This window comes from Metasolibacillus fluoroglycofenilyticus (assembly GCF_003049645.1).
Classification (GTDB): domain Bacteria; phylum Bacillota; class Bacilli; order Bacillales_A; family Planococcaceae; genus Metasolibacillus; species Metasolibacillus fluoroglycofenilyticus.
The window spans coordinates 132,726-151,173 of record NZ_PYWK01000003.1 but is presented as its reverse complement, the minus strand read 5'-3'; the positions used below and the strand labels follow the sequence as shown (position 1 = coordinate 151,173).

The following is an 18,448-nucleotide window of genomic DNA, read 5'->3' as shown; positions in this document are numbered from 1 at the left end:
GTTCTATTATTATTTTATATTATAATAGGGCGAACGCATGTTTTGTCTAATGGAGGATACCGCTTAATGGAAAATTGGAAACGGAATATTACGCTTTTTTTAACGAGCCAAACGATATCATTGTTCGGCTCGGCACTTGTGCAATATGCGATTATGTGGCATGTGACACTAACGACACAATCAGGCATGATGATGACAATCTTTATTATATGTGGTTTTGTCCCAACATTTTTACTTTCACCTTTTGCAGGAGTATGGGCAGACCGCTATAATCGCAAGTGGTTAATTGCGATAGCTGATGGTGTAATTGCACTTTCCACATTAGTATTGGCAATCGTCTTTTTAATGGGCTATGAAGAAATGTGGCTGTTATTTGTTATTGCAGCAATTCGTTCATTTGGGGCAGGGGTACAGACACCTGCTGTTGGAGCCATTTTGCCACAAATTGTTCCAGAGGAAAAGCTAACGAAGGTAAATGGTATTAATGGTAGTATTCAAGCGGGGATTATGTTTATTGCGCCGATGGTGAGCGCAGCATTGCTTAGCTTTGCAACGTTGGAAATTATATTCTTTATCGATGTTGTAACTGCTGCACTAGCAATTTTCACATTATTATTCTTCTTGAAAATAGCAGCTCATGAAAAGGCGATGGGAGAGCAAGTTGGCTATATAGAAGATTTTAAGCAAGGTTTGCGCTATATCCGAGAGCATACATTTTTAAAATCATTCTTTTTATTTTTTGCGCTGTTATTCTTTTTAATTGCACCTATGGCTTTTTTAACACCATTACAAGTGGCACGCTCCTTTGGGGATGATGTATGGCGATTAACGGTGATTGAGCTTACTTTTTCAATAGGTATGATGGTAGGAGGAAGCGTTATTGCAATATGGGGTGGCTTCAAAAATCGAGTACATACAATGATATTTGCTGGTGTTATTATGGCTGTATGTACAATTAGCTTGGGGCTTGTACCAAACTTCTTGCTTTATTCAGTACTGATGCTAATTTGTGGTGTGGCGATGCCGATTTTCAACACACCTTCAACCGTGTTGCTACAGGAAAAGGTGGAAGGCAATTATTTAGGACGCATTTTCGGTATCTTCGGTATGATTTCTTCATCAATGATGCCGATTGGTATGCTTGTATTTGGTCCATTAGCAGACGTGATTGAAATCGAATGGATTTTAATTGTGACAGGTATTTTGATGATAGCATTACTGTTGCTATTAGCTAAAAACCGAACGCTCATAACGGCTGGTGTGAATGAAGTAAAAGAGCAGAGCGGGATAAACAGATAATTACTTTTCGTTTCAAATGAATTGGGTAATTTCCCTTTCATATAGGAGAAATATTCTTCTATTTTAATTGCGTCAACTTTTTGCCAAAACATTATCACTACTGCCCAATAAACCGTCTAATTGCCGGTTTATTGGGCATTTTTTTAAGGGCACTTAACTTGGACTTTGAGATGAACGTGGAATAAATTCGAAAAAACGTGGAATAAACCTAAAAAAACGTGGAATAAACTCTGGAAAACGTGGAATAAACCTCGAAAAACATGGAATAAATCTGCAATCCAATCAAATGGCGCACGCTAATGTGAGAGAGTGGATGGTATTTCAACCGAATTAGTGAACTGACCACCCAAGCAAGATTCTCTTTTATTCATAGCAACGCCCCCCATTACAATTTCTTAATATAATCTTTACACTTTGCAAAAAAGCATCAGCAGTGCATGGGGGACTAAGGCTAGCAGCGAAATTGCATGCTCGTCATTCACTTGTGTAGTTAGTTAAAACATTTTACGATAAAGTTAGGCTGTAAAATCGTAAAGTAATCATCTAGTAGAGGTGAACAAGGGTGGATCAAGAAGAGTTACGGGTGAAGGATTATTTGCTACAAGGCATTTTGAACGGTACATTTTCATTGGATGATAAAATGCCAAGCGAGCTAGCGTTAGTAGAGCAATTTAAAGTACCAAGAATTAAAATTCGCAATGTCTATCAGTTCATTGAAAAAATGGGCTATATTTATTCGAAGCAAGGTGTGGGACGCTTTTTAAAGCATCAACGAAAAACGCTAGAGGTTGTCATGACAGGCGATGTGAGCTTTAGTGAAAAAATGCGGAAGCAGACAGGCAATTATAAATCAATCGTAACAAAATTAGAGCGTGTACCAGCTAGCCATGCAATTTATAGTAAGCCTCAAATTGTACCTGAGCATACAATTTATTTAGTGGAGCGTTTGCGCTTTATTGACGGTGAACCTGCGGCACTTCATCGGTCCTATGTTATTGCTAATAATTTCCCACAAATTAAGCAGGCAAATAATCGATTAACGTCGATGTATAGTTTTTATAAAAGTAATGGTATTAATCAATTCCATAGCAGCTTTTCTAATTTATTAGTATCATTTCCAAATGAACTGGAGCGTGCCTTGCTTGGCTGTGAGGTGCTCGTACCACTTGTAAAGGTTGAATCAGACAATTGGGATAAGGAGCAAAATCAATTATTGGAGTACACAGAAATAATTTATCGTACAGACCGTTTTTCTTTCCAACTATGAAAAATAGGTAGGGGCTGTCTGAAAAGTAGGCGAACATTCTACTTTTCAGGCAGTCTTTTTTTTAGCGATAAAGGGTCGGCTGAAAAGTTATTTTGAGGCGTTCCCTTTGCGACGAGTAATCGCAGGAGCAACTGTTTTATGTGCCGAAAGCGAAGTGACAGGTACAAGCATTGTTTAGCGAATATTTAATATAAGAGATTGTCCCAAAAGCCGTGCATAGCCTACATTTTGGACAGTAGCGATGATGTTTCGCAAAAAATTGATTTATATAAATAGAGAACGCCTCTATTAAAAATGGGAGGAACATTGGCTTTAGCAGCGTTCTCCTTCAGTAAAAGGGAAGTGATGAAAACATTGATTTCAATGCAGTGTCAAACAAAATGGGCTTTTCGGACAACTCTAGCCCTGTGCAATCTTTGACAGGCTGAAAACGTGAACTTTAAAGTTTTTTCCGAAATATCTCTATAGCATTACAGCTTGGCGCCTTTTTTGTAAAGAGTCTTTACATATTCTTCACGAAACCTTTTCACTAGGCAGCTTGGCGACAAGTTAGGATGGTGTTGAAAGGAGCTGGCATGATGAAAAGAGCTGAACGAACAAAGTTGTTAATTGAAGTAGGAAGAGAGCTTGCATTACAACTAGCAGCTAATATTTGCGAGCAATATGAGGTGCAGGAAATTAGCCCACCAAAAGAAGGACTTATTATGGTCAAAATGCGTGAAACAGCGCAAAAATCATTGTTTTATATAGGGGAAGTATTGGTTACCGAAACGAAGGTGAGGATTGGGAATGCTTATGGCGTTGGCTTAGTGAGGGAATCTGAGCCAGAATTGTCAAAGGCATTGGCAATTATAGATGCAGCTTATAGTGCGCAGCTACCAGAAACGCTTATATGGGCGTCGCATTTTGAGGTGTTAGCTGAGCAACTTCACACGAAGCAGCAGAAAATTAAACAATCCATCGAGCGAACAAAAGTCAATTTCGATACGATGGCTACTTAAGGAGGAGCAGCATGGAAGCCGTACATTTTACACAACGTGCATTTCGTATATTGCTAAATTGTTTTGCAAGACCTGGTACAGCAGGAAAGTTGGAAAGCAGTCATACAGTGAATAACCTATATGGAGAAACGGTGACAGTCTGTAGGTCATTGCTAGACGGTGAAGTAAGCTTTCAAACAGCTAATGAGCATCGAGAAATTAATCAATCATTACGGGCATTGACAGGTGGGCAAATTGAGCCTTTAGAGCAGGCTGACTTCATTATTATTCCTCATGATGCGGAGCGACAGCAGCTATTAAAGGCGGTTGAGTTAGCCAAAGTCGGTAATTTAATTGACCCTCAAAAATCTGCGACGATTATTATGGAGCTAGATGAGGCGACAACAACGATTGTAGCACAGCTAACAGGTCCAGGTATTGCTACAGTAGAAAATGTTGAACTTGCTGTATGTAAGGAATTTTTAGCATTACGTGCAAGTAAAAACAAAGAATTTCCGCTCGGTATTGACTGTATTTTTATTGAGCGTAGCGGACGGGTTATTGCTCTCCCTCGCACAACGACTATCAGTGAGGTGACGAATTAATGGCATATGTAGCGGTACGTGGTGGTGCTGAGGCGATTGAGGCATCATTAGAGCATTTACAGTATGAGCGAGTTAAAGATGGGGCCTTTGTGGCTGTTGAAACATTACAGGCGACAATGCGGGGTTTTTTAGACCAAGTGATGTCAGAGAGTAGTCTATACAGTGAGCAGTTAGCGGCGCTTGCGATGAAGCAAAGCGAGGGCAATGTGGAGGAGGCAATTTTTTTACTACGTGCCCATCGTTCGACATTGCCGAGATTGTATTATTCAACGACTACAGATGCGCGAAGCATGTTTGTTTTACGTCGCATTTCAGCTAGCTTTAAAGATATTCCAGGTGGTCAAATTTTAGGTGCATCTCATGATTATTTACACCGCTTACTGAATTTCGATTTATTGCAGGAAACAGTAGAAGATGTAGCAGCACAAAAGGCTGAATTTGAAGCGATTGAAGTGCCAGACAATAGTGTTTTACAGTTGGAAAAATTACCAAAAGTGATGGATTATTTGCGTCAGGAAGGGTTAATCCGAGAGTTTCCTGAAAATGATGCTGAGCCAAGTGATATTACAAAGGAGAGCATAGCTTTCCCGACAAATCGCTCCCAGCGTTTACAAACATTAACGCGTGGGCAAACAGGCACTGTTACATCGCTTGGCTATGCAGGCTTGCGCGGCTATGGTGCATCACATCCAACAGTTGGGGAAGTAAGAGTTGGGTGGCAGTCAATTCACGTTGCGTTAGATGATGGGGACGACCCGTATTATATTGGAGCAATTAAGCTAACAGAGGTAGAATCATTTATTCCAGTGAATGTCAATGGAGAAGATAAGCAAGTAGTGGAATTTGATGTGGGCTACGGTGCATGCTTCGGTCAAAATGAAACGAAGGCAATTGCCATGTCTATCGTTGACCATGCATTAGAGGTCGGGGGAGATACAGCGATTCATGATGAGGAATTTGTGTTACTGCATATAGATACGATTGAGTCGACAGGTTTTATTTCGCATTTAAAAATGCCTCATTATGTCACATTCCAATCGAAGCTTGAGCAAATGAGGGCGATTAAAAGGGAGGGCAAAATGCTATGAGAGAAGTGCCATTCGCATTATTAGATGAGCAGTCGAAAAAGGAAATACGACGTGCGATATTAAAGGGCGTTGCGATTCCCGGTTATCAAGTCCCCTTTGCCTCGCGTGAAATGCCGATTGGGCGTGGCTGGGGAACAGGTGGCCTGCAATTGACATTGGCGCTTATTGGTAAGGAGGATACGTTGAAAGTAATTGACCAAGGAGCAGATGACTCGGTCAATGCAGTCAATATTAAAAAGCTTGTACAAAAAACAACAGGTGTTCAAACGACAACGCACACGCAGGAGGCATCGATTGTTCAATCACGTCATCGTATTCCAGAGGTGCCACTTACAAAGGAGCAAATTCTTGTATTGCAAGTGCCAGAGCCAGAGCCATTGCGTGCAATTGAGCGCAGTGAATATAAAACGAAGCGTTATCATGCAGAAAAGGAATATAGCGGCGCTTATTTAATGCTTTTTGAGCAAATTATGCGTTATAACCAAACATCACAAGGAGCCGATTATCCTGTGCTAGTAAATGGGCGCTATGTAATGAATCCAAGTCCGATTCCGCGCTTTGATAATCCAAAAATTCATCACAACGAAGCGCTTATCCTATTTGGGGCAGGGCGTGAGAAGAAAATTTATGCTGTACCCCCTTACACTAATGTGCAATCACTTGCCTTTGAGGACTATCCATTTGTAGTGGAGCAATTTGCAGGGAAAATTTGCCGTGAAACAGGCTTATCGAATGTTTTCTTAGATGAGTTAACAGATGAGGAAACAGGCGAAACATACTATTTATGTAATGATACGAGCTATATGGAAGAGGTACTGGCGCGAAAGGTGGCGGTGAAGCAATGAGGGAGCAACCAATTTTACAAGTTCACAAGCTATCAAAGCAGTATGGAAAGGGCTGTAGCCATTGTCGAGGCGAGAATGTTCGGTTAGAAAAAAATTATTGTCCAGCTTGTAAAACAGTTTATGCATGTCGCGATATTTCCTTTGAGCTGTATCGTGGCGAAATACTTGGCATTGTTGGGGAAAGTGGTAGCGGTAAGTCAACTTTAATGAAGAGCTTGTATTTTGATGAGCAAATTACGAGTGGTGTTGGTTTATTAAAGGATTTTAAAGATGGTACAGCAAATATTTTCGAGCAATCTCGTCAGCAGCAACGTTTTATTCGTAATACAATACTCGGCATGGTTTATCAAAATCCCATGCTTGGCTTAAATATGGAGTTTTCTTCGATGAGTAATATTGCAGAAAAGCAAATTGCTGCAGGGAATCGTCATGTGCGCAATATGGAAAATCGCAGCTTAGAGCTACTCGGTCATGTCAATATTCCGCTTTTCCGTAGCAAGGAAGCACCTAAAAACTTTTCAGGTGGTATGCAGCAGCGGGTACAAATTGCCAAAGCTTTATCCAATAACCCACCTGTTTTATTGCTTGATGAGGTGACGACAGGGCTAGATTTATCAGTACAGGCAGATGTGCTTGATTTAATTAAGTCAATCCAACGTGAATTGAATATTTCAATGATAGTTGTCTCACATGATTTAGCTGTTATACGTATGCTTGCAGACCGCACAATTGTTATGCTCAATGGTCAGATTATAGAGCATGGCTTGACAGACCAAGTATTAGAGGACCCACAGCATGCCTATACGCAGCAGCTAGTTTATTCATTGTTATAATAGTTCAATTTTACCCTAGTACAAGCTAACAGATAGAAATTTAATTAATAAGGAGACTTGCCATGATTGCCATTGTAAATGGAGTGATTGTAACAGAGCAGCAATTTTTATATGACCACGTTGTCCTCATTGAAGATGCGGTGATTAAACAAATTGTTCATCAAGCGGATGTCCAGCTAGATGGAGTAGAGGTCATTAATGCCAATGGGGGTTATGTGTCACCGGGATTTGTCGATATTCATTCAGATTATATTGAAACGATTGTTAGCCCGCGTCCCAATTCAGTAATGAACATGAATATTGGCTTGCGTGAAAGTGAGCGTATTTTAATGACGCATGGGATTACAACAATCTTTCATTCATTGTCATACTATGGCGATGATAAATATTCGCATAAGGCGATTCGCAATCCCGAAAATGTGCAGAAATGCGTTGATGCTATCAGTGCCTCGCATGATGAGCCACATTTAATTCGTCATCGCTTACATGCACGCTTTGAAATTGATTCAGTCGGTCAATTACAGCAGTTAGAGGAAAATATTTTAGATGGTAAAGTACATTTACTGTCGTTTATGGACCATACACCGGGGCAAGGGCAGTATCGCAATTTAGAAATATATAAAAACATTATGCGTGGCTATCGCTCAATGACAGAGCATGAGGCAGACACGTTAATTAAAGAGCAAATTGATAAAGAAAAAATTACGTTAGAGGATATTGAGCGTCTAAGTCGTTTAGCGATTTCGCATAATATTGCCGTTGCCTCACATGATGATGACGATATACAAAAGCTAGCACTTGTTCAATCGTATGGCACGACGATTAGTGAGTTTCCAATTACGTTAGATGTGGCGAAGGAAGCGACACGATTAGGCTTACAAACGATAGCGGGTGCACCGAATATTTTATTAGGTGGCTCGCATACAGGCAATTTAAGTGCGGCAGAGGCCATTCAGGCAGGGGTTATTCATATTATTTGTAGCGACTACTATCCACCGGCGATGCTGCTCGGTATTTTCGAGCTTGCTAGTAAATATGATGAGGACTTACACGCCCTATTCCAGCTTGTGACGATAAATCCTGCAAAAGCTGTTAATATGGGGCATGAGATTGGCTCCATCGCAGTAGAAAAAAAGGCAGACATTATCATTATTGAGCAAATGGCAGATGGCTATCCTGTTGTGACAACAACAATTGTCGACGGTAAAGTTATTTTACGAACGAATTATCGATAAGGATGTGTGAGGATGATAACCGTAGAAAATTTGCATAAAAGCTTTATGATTCATCATTTAAGTAGAACATTGCCAGCATTGCAAGACGTTTCATTGCATGTTCCCGAAGGTAGCTTTTTAGGCATTGTCGGAAAAAGTGGGAGTGGGAAATCAACGATTTTAAAAAGCATTTATCGCACATATGAGCCACAGAAGGGCAAGATTTTATTTCAATCTGAGGCGTATGGCACGATTGATTTAGTACAGGCAACAGCGCGTGAAGTCGTTTATTTACGCAAGCATGAAATTGGCTATGTTTCGCAATTTTTAAATGTCATGCCACGTACAACAGCGTTGGAGCTAGTCGAGCAATCGCTGCTTGATTTAGGCGTATCGAGGGCAGAGGCTACACCGAAGGCACAACAAGCACTAAAGCATTTTGATATAGACGAGGCGCTATGGAATAGCTATCCGAATATGTTCTCTGGCGGTGAAAAGCTCCGTTTAAATATTGCCTGTGCTATTGTGAAAGAGCCGCGTTTATTACTGCTGGATGAACCGACAGCAAGTCTTGACCAAGCATCTAAATTGAAGGTGCGAGAGGCAATTGAAAAGCTCAAAGCAAACGGCACGACGTTAATTGGTATTTTTCATGATTTAGAGTTCATGGAAGGCTTATGTGACAACGTCTTTCATATGGAAAAAATACAAGGAAAGGAGCTTGTGTAATGAAGGTTGATTTGCATATGCATAGCACATATTCGGATGGCTCAAATACGTTAGAGGAGCTTTTTCGACAAGCAAAGACAGTAGGTTTAACACATATTAGTGTCGTTGACCATGATACGGTTCATCATTTTGAAGAAGGACAGCAGCTTGCCGAGAAGTATAATATTCATTTTATTCCGGGTATAGAGATTTCAGCCTATGATTTTGAGCGTGGTCGCAAAGTGCATATGCTAGGCTATCAATTACAAGGTTCATGTGAGCATATTCGCCAGCTTTGTCAGCCATTGTTGAATCGTCGTCATGAGCATACACTTTGGCAAATGCATCAAATTCAGGAGGCGGGCTTTGCCATTACAGAGGAGCAGGCATACGAGCGTATAGCTAAAGTAAATGTGCTTTACAAACAGCATATTATGGATGTGTTAACGACTGCGTCTTTTGATTCCAAGGATTATCAAACATTGTATAGGTCATTGTTTAAAAATAATGGCGTAGCTGCCAGCGATATTCGCTATGTCGATGTATTCGCTGCATTGCGTGCGATTAAAGCAGATGGGGGTATTGCTGTGCTGGCACATCCCGGTCAACTTGATTCCTATGAAATTGCAGAGGAATTGATTAAGGAGGGGCTAGATGGTATTGAGCTAGTACATCCAGATCATAATGAACAGGATTATGAACGAATTGTAACGATGGCAAACAAGCATGGCTTATTAATGACAGGTGGCTCTGATTACCACGGTCGATATGGCACAGAAATCGCGCTTGGTAAATATACGATGCAACATTTGTATATGCCGCAATTTGTAAATGCTTAGTTAATGATTATTAAGAAACTGCTGAACTACTTTTATTATTGGCTAATTATGATTAAATATTGCATGTAGAGCACGTCTACTAAATTTTGTACGAAAAAAGGAGCATAACATGAGCAAAAAATGGATTTTACTATTTTCGATGATTTTATGTGCAATTTTTCTAGTTGCTTGTAACTCAGAGGAAGGTACATCTTCAGGTACAGTGGCTGCTAATGAATCTAATGGAAATGCAGCGAAGTCTAAATCGAATGAGCCATTAGTGATGGTATGGTATCCAAATGAATCAGGTTCTGAAATGGCTGGTGCTCGCGATGCATTCGGCAAGATTTTTGAAGAGGCAACAGGTCGCAAAGTAGAACAAAAATTAACGACAGATTATGCGATTGCTATTGAAGCGATTGCTAGTGGTAATGCACAAGTCGCTTTCATGGGTCCACAAGGTTATATCGAGGCGAACAATAAAAGCGCAGATGTGCAGCCAATCGTTGTACCTTCTGGTAGTTCAGGTACATTGGAGGATGCAGTTTATTACAGTTGGTTAGCAGTTCCAAAGGATAAAGCTGATGAATATAAGGTAAATGGTGAATTCTCAATTGATACAATTGCGAATAAAAAAATGTCATTCGTATCCGCATCATCAACATCAGGCTTTAAAGTGCCTTCTAGCTCAATCGTTGCACACTTTTCGAAACAGGATGCTTATAAATCATTGAAACAGGACGATTTAATCGAGTCCAATGCGTTATTCCCAGAAGTGCTATTTGGCGATTCTCACCAAGGTTCAGCGGTGAATATGTTAATGGAGCGTTCAGATGTGTCCGCTTTTTGTGATACATGTGTCTCAGCATACGTAGATTTAGTGGAAGGTGAACCGAATACGGCAGGTGCAGTTTACCGCGTAAAGGATGATGCAGCAGCACCGTTTAATAATTTACCTGGTAAAGAATTTACATTGATTTCGTCTACACCTGTATTAAACTCGCCATTTGTAGTAAACACATCTGCATTAACAGCAGAAGAAATTACGAAGCTAACAGAGCTATTAATTTCGGATGAAACAGCAAATAATAAAACGATTTTCGTACCAAAGGATTCAGGGGAAATTGGTCTGTTTTCTAAATCAGCAGACGAGCGCTTTGTACAAGTAAATGATGCTTGGTTTGACCCAATCCGAAAATTGTCTGAGTAGTTCAACTAACAATCCGTGGGGGATGAGGAAAACCCCCACGGATTGAAGTTTCACTTTATTTTGATAAAGAAGGGAAGAAAATGATGCCAACGATTACGTTAGATCGCCCAGCAGAGCAAGGGGTGACGAAAGAAGCGGCAATTGTCACGCAAACTGTTTTGGAATTGCGCAATATTGAAAAAAGCTATGATATGAAAACGCTAATTATAAAAGATATTGATTTACAGTTGAAGCAAGGGGAATTTGTCTCGATTATTGGACCATCAGGTGCGGGAAAATCAACATTGCTACGTTGCATTAACCGCATGATTGAACCGACGGACGGAGACATCATTTTCGACGGAACGAATATTACACAATTAAATAAAGCAGCACTTCGCAAACAACGCACAAAAATTGGCATGGTGTTTCAGCACTACAATTTAGTTTCGCGCCTAACGGTATTTGAAAATGTATTGCATGGTCGCTTTGGCTACAAATCGACGCTACAAGGTATTTTAGGCTTGTATACAGAGGAAGAAAAAATATTGGCGTTATCCATTTTAGAGAAGCTTGGAATGAAGGACCATGTATATAAGCGTTGTGACCAGCTAAGTGGCGGTCAGAAGCAACGTGTTGGTATCGCACGAGCACTTGTACAGCAGCCGAAATTATTATTATGCGATGAGCCAATTGCTTCGCTCGACCCAAATTCTTCAAAGGTTATTATGGATCATTTAAAGGAAATTTCTCAGTCGATGGGTATAACAGTACTTGTGAACTTACATCAAGTAGATGTAGCGTTGAAATATTCTGACCGCATTATCGGTTTAAATCGAGGCTCAAAATTGTTCGACGATTTACCGAAGCGCTTAAATCAAATGGATATTCGCAATATTTATGGTGCAGAAGTAGATGAGCTTATTTTTGAATAGTGTTAGACGGAGGAAACAATGACAACGACCAATTTTTTAAGAATGAAAAAATGGAAGATGACAGGCATTATTGTGCTCTTATTAGTAATTGTGTACGGCTCTTCGATAATAACTGATTTTGATTTACTTAAAGGAGTCGCATCAATTCCCGGAACGATTACTTGGATTGCTACAAATCTTATACCCGATGCAGCAGCTATGGAAAATTTGCCAAAGGTGCTATCGCGCTTATGGGAGACGATTGTTTTATCCGTAATTGCATCAACAACAGCAGCTATATGTGCTTTCTTTTTTGCCATTTTTGGCTCTAAAACAACACAAATTAATCGTACCATAGCATTTTGTACACGCTTCATTGCCTCTGTATTTCGTAATATTCCTATTGTTGCATGGGCGTTAGTGCTAGTTATTTCATTTGGTCATAATGTGGTAACAGGCTATTTTGCATTGTTTATTTCTACATTTGGCACGTTAGTGCGTATGTTTATGGAAACAATTGACGAGGCAAGCGCAGATGGTGTGGAAGCCTTAAATGCAACGGGTGCTACTTATTTTCAAATGGTCTTTAAAGGTGTTTTACCAGATACGATGCCACAAATGCTGAGCTGGCTCTTTTATATGATTGAAACAAATATACGCAGTGCGACATTAATTGGATTATTAACAGGTACGGGGATTGGTTATTTATTCGACTTGCATTATAAGCGATTAGATTACGGTACACTTGGTTTAATTACATTGTCAATTATCATAGTTGTCATTGCGATTGAATTTGCCTCAAATAAAGTAAGGAGGATGATTTTATAATGGAGCACACATCTTTGTTGCAAGGGATTTATCTTAAAAATGGAAAAATCAAAACGCGCACAATGACAAAGGCGACAATTACGGTACGTGTGGTCATCATTTTTTTATCCATCTTTACATTAGTAGGTCCCTTTCTCTTAAAATATTCGGCAATTGATTGGCCAACAGCGCTTTTTTATACATTGGATAATTTGAAAATGATGTTTTTGCAGCCTGCCTTTAATCAAATTACCTTTGCTACAGCGATTACACAAATTTTGATTACGTTGGCATTAGCTTTTTTATCGACGATATTAGGCGCAATTCTTTCTTTTTTCTTAGCAATTAACACAGCGAAAAATTTAGCGCCAGCAGGTCTGTCCAATGCAATTATTGCATTTAACTCTGTTATTCGTGCAGTGCCAACTGTACTTTGGGTATTAATTTTTGCTATCGTTGCAGGGCTAGGGGCTGTGGCGGCAGTGCTTGGGATGATGCTGCATACAATGGCTTATTTAACGAAAGCCTATGCAGAATCCTTCGAGGAAATTGAAGAAGGAACAATTGAGGCGCTGCGTGCAGCTGGCGCTAGCTGGTGGCATATTATTTTCCACTGTGTATTGCCACAATCCGCCTCCTATCTTGTATCGTGGACGTTTTTACGTTTTGAAACGAACTACGGTGTAGCTATCGCAATGGGAGCAGCAGCGGCAGCGGGGGGGATTGGCTTCGAGCTATTTATGTCCTCAAGCTTCTATTATGATTTATATGAGGTCGGCATGATAACTTACTGTGCATTGATTGTAGCGATTGTTTTAGAAATCACTGCACTACAAATCAAAAAGCGCTTGATGGCTCGTTAGAAGAGGACGCCCAAAAAGCCATGTGGTTGCTGGCATTTTGGGCGCTTTCGGTGATATTTTGATAAAGTGAAGCTTCAATCAGTGGGGGTTTTTCTCATCCCTCATTGATTGCCCGTAAATGCGGGACAAAATGTTCGCTTGTGGAAATAGAGAGCGACTTTCTTTGAAAATGTGAGAACATATGCTTTGGCGGTGTTTATTTTTCGGCAGCCTTATCTTTTATATTAAATATTTGTTGAAAATGCTTGCTCTTAGGGCAGTCGCAATAAATTATCATTATCCTTGTCGCGAAGTAGTCATCTAAAAATGATTTTTCAGACGCCCCTTTAATGCGTTGGCAAAAGCAAACGAACTTTTAGGTATCTAGTAGAGTACCTTGCATGAACAGAAAGATTTTGCACTTACCAGAAGAACAAGGATGCTAAGGCGATACCTGCGATAGCTCCAATTGCAATGCCGTAGCCGAAGCCTGGGCGATAACCATAGCCCCAAAAGCCTAAGCTATAGCCACCAAATCCTCTGTCGGGCTCAAGCCAAACCATTCTACGGTCGACGTTCGTAATGCGTCCGACATGTACGCGTCCATCCGTATCTGTAATACGTACTCTTTTTCCATGATATTGACAGCATAAATCATATACTTCTGCTCTGCTCATAATTTTTCCCTCCTTTTCCCGTCATACATCTTAATATATGTAGAAATCGTTACTAGACATAAGCTAGTTGACTATGACAAGAAGGGATAAATATAAAAGAGGCTGTTTGAAAGATTGTGTGTTCACACGCTTTTCAAAACAACTTCTTACACTTTTTAAAATGAGTAATTGACTCAATTATACACAATGATAACGCCCAACCGGAACAATTAAAGGTGTTTTTGAAACAGGGTCTTCGATTACCATGCTATCTAAATCAAAGGTTTCTTTAATTAATTCGCTTGTAATAATACTTTGAGGTGCCCCCTCTGCAAGTAAGCGTCCATTTTTTAATGCAAATAAGTAATCTGCATAGCGAGCAGAAAGGTTAATATCGTGTAGTACCATCACAATGGTTGTACCATATTTTTTGTTTAAATCTGTTAGCAAATCTAAAATTTCGACTTGATATGTAATATCTAAAAATGTAGTCGGCTCATCTAAAAATAAAATATCTGTTTGTTGCGCTAATGCCATCGCAATCCAGACACGCTGGCGCTGACCACCCGATAGCTCATCAATATTTCGGTCGGCAAATTCTGTAATGTTCATCATTTCAAGTGCCTCTGCAACTGCTTCATAATCTTGCTTTGACCAGCCTTTAAATAATGTTTGGTGAGGGAAGCGACCGCGTCCGACTAAATCGGCAACCGTAATACCTTCTGGTACGACAGGTGATTGTGGTAAAAGTCCTAGCACACGTGCTAATTGCTTTGGTGGCATTTGATGAATTGATTTGCCATCTAGCACAACTTGACCGCCTGTCGGTTTAATAAGGCGCGCCATCGTTTTTAATAATGTGGACTTTCCGCAACCGTTGGCACCAATTATAATGCTGATTTTATTGCTAGGAATACCAATGCTGACATCTTCTAAAATCATTTTTTGTTCATAACCAGATACAATATGTTCAGCTAAAAGTGTGTGTGTTGGTTTCATTATATATCTCCCTTTCGATTGATTCGAATTAACAAGTAAATTAAGTAAGGTGCACCAATGATTCCGGTAATAACACCTACTGGATATCTAGCTGTAAATGCGAATTGACCAATTAAGTCTGCAGCCAATACTAAAATAACACCAATTAGACCGGCTGGTAGTATATTTGAAAACCCAACACCAACTAACCTTTTGGCAATTGGTCCAGCAAGGAACGCAACAAAGGCAATCGGTCCTGTCGCTGCTGTGGCAAGCGCAATGATTAATACGGAACAAATAATTAAAATAAATCTCGTTTGATTTGTGTTTACACCTAAAGAGGTAGCCGCCTGTTCACCAAGCTCAAGCATTTCTAACTGTTTTCCGAAAAATAAAAGCACAGGTGTGAAAAGAAGGACAGCAATAATTAATGGAAATAAAGTTTCCATTTTTGCCCCATTCAAACTTCCACTTAACCATCTCATTGCAGCTGGAATATCGTGTGTATTGCCAATTAGCATTAAATAAGAGATGAATGCATTCAACATTGCTTGAATACCAATTCCGATTAAAATTAATCTGCCAATTGAAAAAGAAGAGCCTTTTGATAATGCATAGATAATAAGTACAGTAGCTAATCCACCAATGATTGAAGCAAGGGACACAACAGTATTACTTGCTTGGAGGACAATAATACAAAATACAGCAGCAGCACTTGAACCGGCTGTAATACCGATAACATTCGGGTTGGCTAAAGGATTACGCAGTATTGTTTGGAAAGTATAACCACCTACACCAAATGCAAAGCCAGCAAACACGCCTGCCAGCATTCGAGGGAAGCGAATTGTACCTACAGCGAAAGAGGCTCCTTGCACATCTTGACCTAAGAGCACACGTATAACATCTTGAAGAGGATAAATCGTGTTGCCAAGCATTAGCATTGTGCCGCAAAGTATTACTGAAATAACAGTGAGCACAGACGTTGTTAGCACAAAGCGTCTTTTTCTTCGTTGTCTGCCTTCCATTATAGATTTCAATGTATTATTTATCATAACGCACGCATTTTCGCTTTCATCGTAATTAAAATTAAAATAGGGGCGCCAATAAAGGCTGTTAAAATACCAACCTCTAGCTCACCAGGACTGCCAAGAAGTCGGCCGCAAACATCTGAAAATGTTAAAATAATAGCCCCTGTTAGAGCAGACATTGGAATAATAAAGCGAATATCAGGTCCAATGACTAGGCGGACAACGTGAGTCGCTAATAAGCCGATAAAGCCAATTGGGCCTGCTAGAGCTGTGGCAGCCCCACATAAAAGAACGCCGCCTAATGCTGCAAATATTCGTAATGAACCAGTGCGAACACCTAATCCAGTTGCTACCTCATCACCAAGTGCCAAAGCATTTAATGCTGGCGCGGTAAAGAGGGCAATCACTATGCCTACTACTAAAAATGGAATAAATAATTGAATCGCATCCCAGCTTCCAGAACCGACACTTCCAACTTGCCAAAATCGAAATTGGTCCATGACATTTGTTCGAGGAATCATAACCGCAACGACTAATGAAGACAAAATAGCACTTGTAGCAGCACCTGCAAGTACAAGCTTTAATGGCGTAGCCCCGCTTGCCCCCATAGAGCCTATTCCAAAGACAAAAATAGCAGTAATAATAGCCCCTGCTATCGCTAACCATATATATTGGTTTGCAGAACTAATGTTTAAAAAAGCAATGCCACAAACAACAAAAAGGGATGCCCCTGTGTTTACCCCTAAAATACTTGGATCTGCAATTGGATTGCGCGTAACGGATTGCATCAGTGCCCCAGAAACACCTAATGCTGCCCCACACATTAAACTAAAAATTGTTCGGGCGATTCGTTGTCGAACAACATTGGCCTCATGGGACTCGACGTCAGGATGGAATAATCCATCCATCAGTCCAGCCCAGCCAATTGTACGAGAACCGAATACAAGTGAAGCAATTATACATACCGCAAGTAAAATGATAAGAAGTATCAAAACCTTACCAAAATGTTTAGGAGCAAATAACTGCTTATTTTCGGTAGCTTGTAACTTATTCATATTATTTCAGATTTTTTGCTACGTCTGAGATTAATGTTAAATATTCATCAATTGTATAGGCAATTGATAGCGAGCTCGGTGTACCGGCAGCAGCAAGCGGTGTATTGTCACCGACTACAACAACACTACCATTTTGAATAGCAGGTACTTTTCCTAAAATAGGGTCAGCTTGTAAAGCAGGTAAAGTTGTATCATCACCATAAACAATAAATATTTCCACATCTGATAAAGCATCTGCATTTTCAGCACTTAATTCAATATAGAAGCTGCTTTTATCTGCAATTTGATTTGTAATGCTTTCAGGGTACTCCATACCTAACTCGATTAAGAACTCACCGCGTGGGTCAGCTGGCGTATATACATAGAATTTTGATAAGTCAGTTGCATTAAACATAGCGAACGCAGCTTTTTTACCTTTAATGTCAGCGTGTTGGCTTGCTTTATCTTGGATTAACTTCTCAGTATCCGCGATTAATTGTTTACCTTCTGCTTCCATCCCCATCCCTTTAGAGTTTAACTCAATTTGGTCACGCCAAGAAGTCACCCAAGGAATTTCTTTATAGGCAACAACAGGCGCGATTTGGCTTAGTGTATCGTAATCTTCCTGTGTAATACCAGAATATGCAGCAAGAATAACATCAGGGTTAGAGTCAGCAATCGCTTCAAAATCTAAACCGTCCGTATCTTGATAGATGTTTGGATTTTCTTCGCCAAGCTCTTTTAACTTTTCAGCAGTCCAAGGAAGCATACCGCTACCATCCTGCACACCGTAGTTAGCTGCTGAGAAACCTACTGGAACTACATCTAGTGCTAATGCAACATCATGGTTTGACCAAGCGATTGTCGCCACACGCTCAGGTTTTTCTTTAATAACTGTTTCGCCGAAAGCATGTTTAATTGTAATTGGATATTGTTGACCGTCCGTAGCTTCAGATGGATTATTTGTTACTTGTTCTTCTTCTTTTGCAGGTGTTTCCTCGTTTGATGAATCAGCACATGCAGCTAAAACGAAGACCATTGCCGACATAAGCATTAATAAGAACAAGGAATTTTTAATTTTTTGCATTTTATTTCCCTCACTTAATTTTCTAAGTTGATAATGAGAATCTTTATCACTCAAAAAAATAATACTATTATTTCAGTAAAAGTCAACTGAATTTTTCGTTTTCCCATTGGAAATAGTAGTTGTACGAGAAGGAACATAATAAAATAAAACATTACTATCACTATTTTACAGTGAAAAATTAGCGTGTATTGCAAATTCATTGATAGACACACGCCAATCATTCATCGCATAGGTTAAGGAAAAAGGGTGAGGAATA

General features: G+C 39.9%; 19 protein-coding genes. 14 read left to right on the top strand and 5 right to left on the bottom strand.

Annotated elements, in window-relative coordinates; genetic code table 11:
• Positions 1-66: 66 nt before the first annotated feature.
• The 14 genes from C9J36_RS13030 to C9J36_RS12965 all read left to right on the top strand — a co-directional run bounded on the left by C9J36_RS13030 (position 67) and on the right by C9J36_RS12965 (position 13,430).
• Positions 67-1,299 (top strand): MFS transporter, encoded by a 1,233-nt coding sequence (locus tag C9J36_RS13030; protein ID WP_066169350.1) that lies wholly within the window; start codon positions 67-69, stop codon positions 1,297-1,299.
• A 562-nt stretch (positions 1,300-1,861) separates the two neighbouring features.
• Positions 1,862-2,566, top strand: coding sequence for a GntR family transcriptional regulator (locus C9J36_RS13025; protein ID WP_066169348.1), 705 nt, complete (start codon positions 1,862-1,864; stop codon positions 2,564-2,566).
• A gap of 575 nt (positions 2,567-3,141) precedes the next feature.
• Positions 3,142-3,567, top strand: coding sequence for a phosphonate C-P lyase system protein PhnG (gene phnG / locus C9J36_RS13020; RefSeq protein ID WP_235616073.1), 426 nt, complete (start codon positions 3,142-3,144; stop codon positions 3,565-3,567).
• An 11-nt stretch (positions 3,568-3,578) separates the two neighbouring features.
• Positions 3,579-4,151 (top strand): phosphonate C-P lyase system protein PhnH, encoded by a 573-nt coding sequence (gene phnH / locus C9J36_RS13015; RefSeq protein WP_066169344.1) that lies wholly within the window; start codon positions 3,579-3,581, stop codon positions 4,149-4,151.
• Positions 4,151-5,239 carry a carbon-phosphorus lyase complex subunit PhnI gene (locus tag C9J36_RS13010; protein WP_107943386.1) on the top strand — a complete coding sequence of 363 codons (1,089 nt, stop codon included), beginning with the start codon at positions 4,151-4,153 and terminating at the stop codon, positions 5,237-5,239. Before phnH ends, C9J36_RS13010 begins: the two co-directional genes overlap by 1 nt.
• A complete protein-coding gene (locus C9J36_RS13005) occupies positions 5,236-6,084 on the top strand; it encodes an alpha-D-ribose 1-methylphosphonate 5-phosphate C-P-lyase PhnJ (RefSeq protein WP_066169340.1) in 849 nt (282 codons plus the stop codon). The genes C9J36_RS13010 and C9J36_RS13005 overlap by 4 nt, the downstream gene beginning before the upstream one ends.
• A complete protein-coding gene (locus C9J36_RS13000; RefSeq protein ID WP_066169338.1) occupies positions 6,081-6,917 on the top strand; it encodes an ATP-binding cassette domain-containing protein in 837 nt (278 codons plus the stop codon). The genes C9J36_RS13005 and C9J36_RS13000 overlap by 4 nt, the downstream gene beginning before the upstream one ends.
• A 62-nt stretch (positions 6,918-6,979) precedes the next feature.
• A complete protein-coding gene (phnM, locus tag C9J36_RS12995) occupies positions 6,980-8,152 on the top strand; it encodes a phosphonate metabolism protein PhnM (RefSeq protein WP_066169336.1) in 1,173 nt (390 codons plus the stop codon).
• Between the two features lie 6 nt (positions 8,153-8,158).
• Entirely contained in the window at positions 8,159-8,860 is a 702-nt protein-coding gene (phnL, locus tag C9J36_RS12990; RefSeq protein ID WP_066169334.1) for a phosphonate C-P lyase system protein PhnL, read from the top strand.
• Positions 8,860-9,678, top strand: a complete 819-nt coding sequence (locus tag C9J36_RS12985; RefSeq protein ID WP_066169332.1) for a PHP domain-containing protein — start codon at positions 8,860-8,862, stop codon at positions 9,676-9,678. Before phnL ends, C9J36_RS12985 begins: the two co-directional genes overlap by 1 nt.
• A gap of 109 nt (positions 9,679-9,787) precedes the next feature.
• Positions 9,788-10,867, top strand: coding sequence for a PhnD/SsuA/transferrin family substrate-binding protein (locus C9J36_RS12980; RefSeq protein WP_066169330.1), 1,080 nt, complete (start codon positions 9,788-9,790; stop codon positions 10,865-10,867).
• An 83-nt stretch (positions 10,868-10,950) separates the two neighbouring features.
• Positions 10,951-11,781, top strand: a complete 831-nt coding sequence (gene phnC, locus C9J36_RS12975) for a phosphonate ABC transporter ATP-binding protein (protein ID WP_107943472.1) — start codon at positions 10,951-10,953, stop codon at positions 11,779-11,781.
• Positions 11,782-11,799: 18 nt separating this feature from the next.
• On the top strand, positions 11,800-12,588 hold the full coding sequence (locus C9J36_RS12970) for a PhnE/PtxC family ABC transporter permease (RefSeq protein WP_066169328.1): 789 nt from the start codon (positions 11,800-11,802) through the stop codon (positions 12,586-12,588).
• Positions 12,588-13,430, top strand: a complete 843-nt coding sequence (locus C9J36_RS12965; RefSeq protein ID WP_066169326.1) for a PhnE/PtxC family ABC transporter permease — start codon at positions 12,588-12,590, stop codon at positions 13,428-13,430. Before C9J36_RS12970 ends, C9J36_RS12965 begins: the two co-directional genes overlap by 1 nt.
• A gap of 401 nt (positions 13,431-13,831) precedes the next feature.
• On the opposite strand, the gene C9J36_RS12960 is transcribed toward C9J36_RS12965, so the two are convergent.
• From C9J36_RS12960 to C9J36_RS12940, 5 genes are all read right to left on the bottom strand, one after another.
• Complete coding sequence (locus C9J36_RS12960) at positions 13,832-14,086, bottom strand: hypothetical protein (RefSeq protein ID WP_066169324.1); 255 nt, start codon at positions 14,084-14,086, stop codon at positions 13,832-13,834.
• Positions 14,087-14,263: 177 nt separating this feature from the next.
• Positions 14,264-15,064: an ABC transporter ATP-binding protein gene (locus tag C9J36_RS12955; RefSeq protein WP_066169320.1), complete on the bottom strand. Its 801-nt coding sequence runs from the start codon at positions 15,062-15,064 to the stop codon at positions 14,264-14,266.
• Entirely contained in the window at positions 15,064-16,095 is a 1,032-nt protein-coding gene (locus tag C9J36_RS12950; protein WP_107943385.1) for a FecCD family ABC transporter permease, read from the bottom strand. The genes C9J36_RS12955 and C9J36_RS12950 overlap by 1 nt, the downstream gene beginning before the upstream one ends.
• A complete protein-coding gene (locus C9J36_RS12945) occupies positions 16,092-17,126 on the bottom strand; it encodes a FecCD family ABC transporter permease (protein WP_066169316.1) in 1,035 nt (344 codons plus the stop codon). Before C9J36_RS12945 ends, C9J36_RS12950 begins: the two co-directional genes overlap by 4 nt.
• A gap of 1 nt (position 17,127) precedes the next feature.
• The gene (locus tag C9J36_RS12940; protein ID WP_107943384.1) at positions 17,128-18,192 is read right to left on the bottom strand and encodes an iron-siderophore ABC transporter substrate-binding protein; all 1,065 of its coding nucleotides are present in this window, start codon (positions 18,190-18,192) and stop codon (positions 17,128-17,130) included.
• Positions 18,193-18,448 lie beyond the last annotated feature (256 nt).

What these genes read in the sequence shown, in the direction of transcription:
- C9J36_RS13030 (WP_066169350.1), top strand. Translation starts at nt 67, where the DNA reads ATGGAAAATTGGAAACGGAATATTACGCTTTTTTTAACGAGCCAAACG.
- phnG (WP_235616073.1), top strand. Translation starts at nt 3,142, where the DNA reads ATGATGAAAAGAGCTGAACGAACAAAGTTGTTAATTGAAGTAGGAAGA.
- phnH (WP_066169344.1), top strand. Translation starts at nt 3,579, where the DNA reads ATGGAAGCCGTACATTTTACACAACGTGCATTTCGTATATTGCTAAAT.
- C9J36_RS13010 (WP_107943386.1), top strand. Translation starts at nt 4,151, where the DNA reads ATGGCATATGTAGCGGTACGTGGTGGTGCTGAGGCGATTGAGGCATCA.
- C9J36_RS13005 (WP_066169340.1), top strand. Translation starts at nt 5,236, where the DNA reads ATGAGAGAAGTGCCATTCGCATTATTAGATGAGCAGTCGAAAAAGGAA.
- C9J36_RS13000 (WP_066169338.1), top strand. Translation starts at nt 6,081, where the DNA reads ATGAGGGAGCAACCAATTTTACAAGTTCACAAGCTATCAAAGCAGTAT.
- phnM (WP_066169336.1), top strand. Translation starts at nt 6,980, where the DNA reads ATGATTGCCATTGTAAATGGAGTGATTGTAACAGAGCAGCAATTTTTA.
- C9J36_RS12985 (WP_066169332.1), top strand. Translation starts at nt 8,860, where the DNA reads ATGAAGGTTGATTTGCATATGCATAGCACATATTCGGATGGCTCAAAT.
- C9J36_RS12980 (WP_066169330.1), top strand. Translation starts at nt 9,788, where the DNA reads ATGAGCAAAAAATGGATTTTACTATTTTCGATGATTTTATGTGCAATT.
- phnC (WP_107943472.1), top strand. Translation starts at nt 10,951, where the DNA reads ATGCCAACGATTACGTTAGATCGCCCAGCAGAGCAAGGGGTGACGAAA.
- C9J36_RS12970 (WP_066169328.1), top strand. Translation starts at nt 11,800, where the DNA reads ATGACAACGACCAATTTTTTAAGAATGAAAAAATGGAAGATGACAGGC.
- C9J36_RS12965 (WP_066169326.1), top strand. Translation starts at nt 12,588, where the DNA reads ATGGAGCACACATCTTTGTTGCAAGGGATTTATCTTAAAAATGGAAAA.
- C9J36_RS12960 (WP_066169324.1), bottom strand. Translation starts at nt 14,086, where the DNA reads ATGAGCAGAGCAGAAGTATATGATTTATGCTGTCAATATCATGGAAAA.
- C9J36_RS12955 (WP_066169320.1), bottom strand. Translation starts at nt 15,064, where the DNA reads ATGAAACCAACACACACACTTTTAGCTGAACATATTGTATCTGGTTAT.
- C9J36_RS12950 (WP_107943385.1), bottom strand. Translation starts at nt 16,095, where the DNA reads ATGATAAATAATACATTGAAATCTATAATGGAAGGCAGACAACGAAGA.
- C9J36_RS12945 (WP_066169316.1), bottom strand. Translation starts at nt 17,126, where the DNA reads ATGAATAAGTTACAAGCTACCGAAAATAAGCAGTTATTTGCTCCTAAA.
- C9J36_RS12940 (WP_107943384.1), bottom strand. Translation starts at nt 18,192, where the DNA reads ATGCAAAAAATTAAAAATTCCTTGTTCTTATTAATGCTTATGTCGGCA.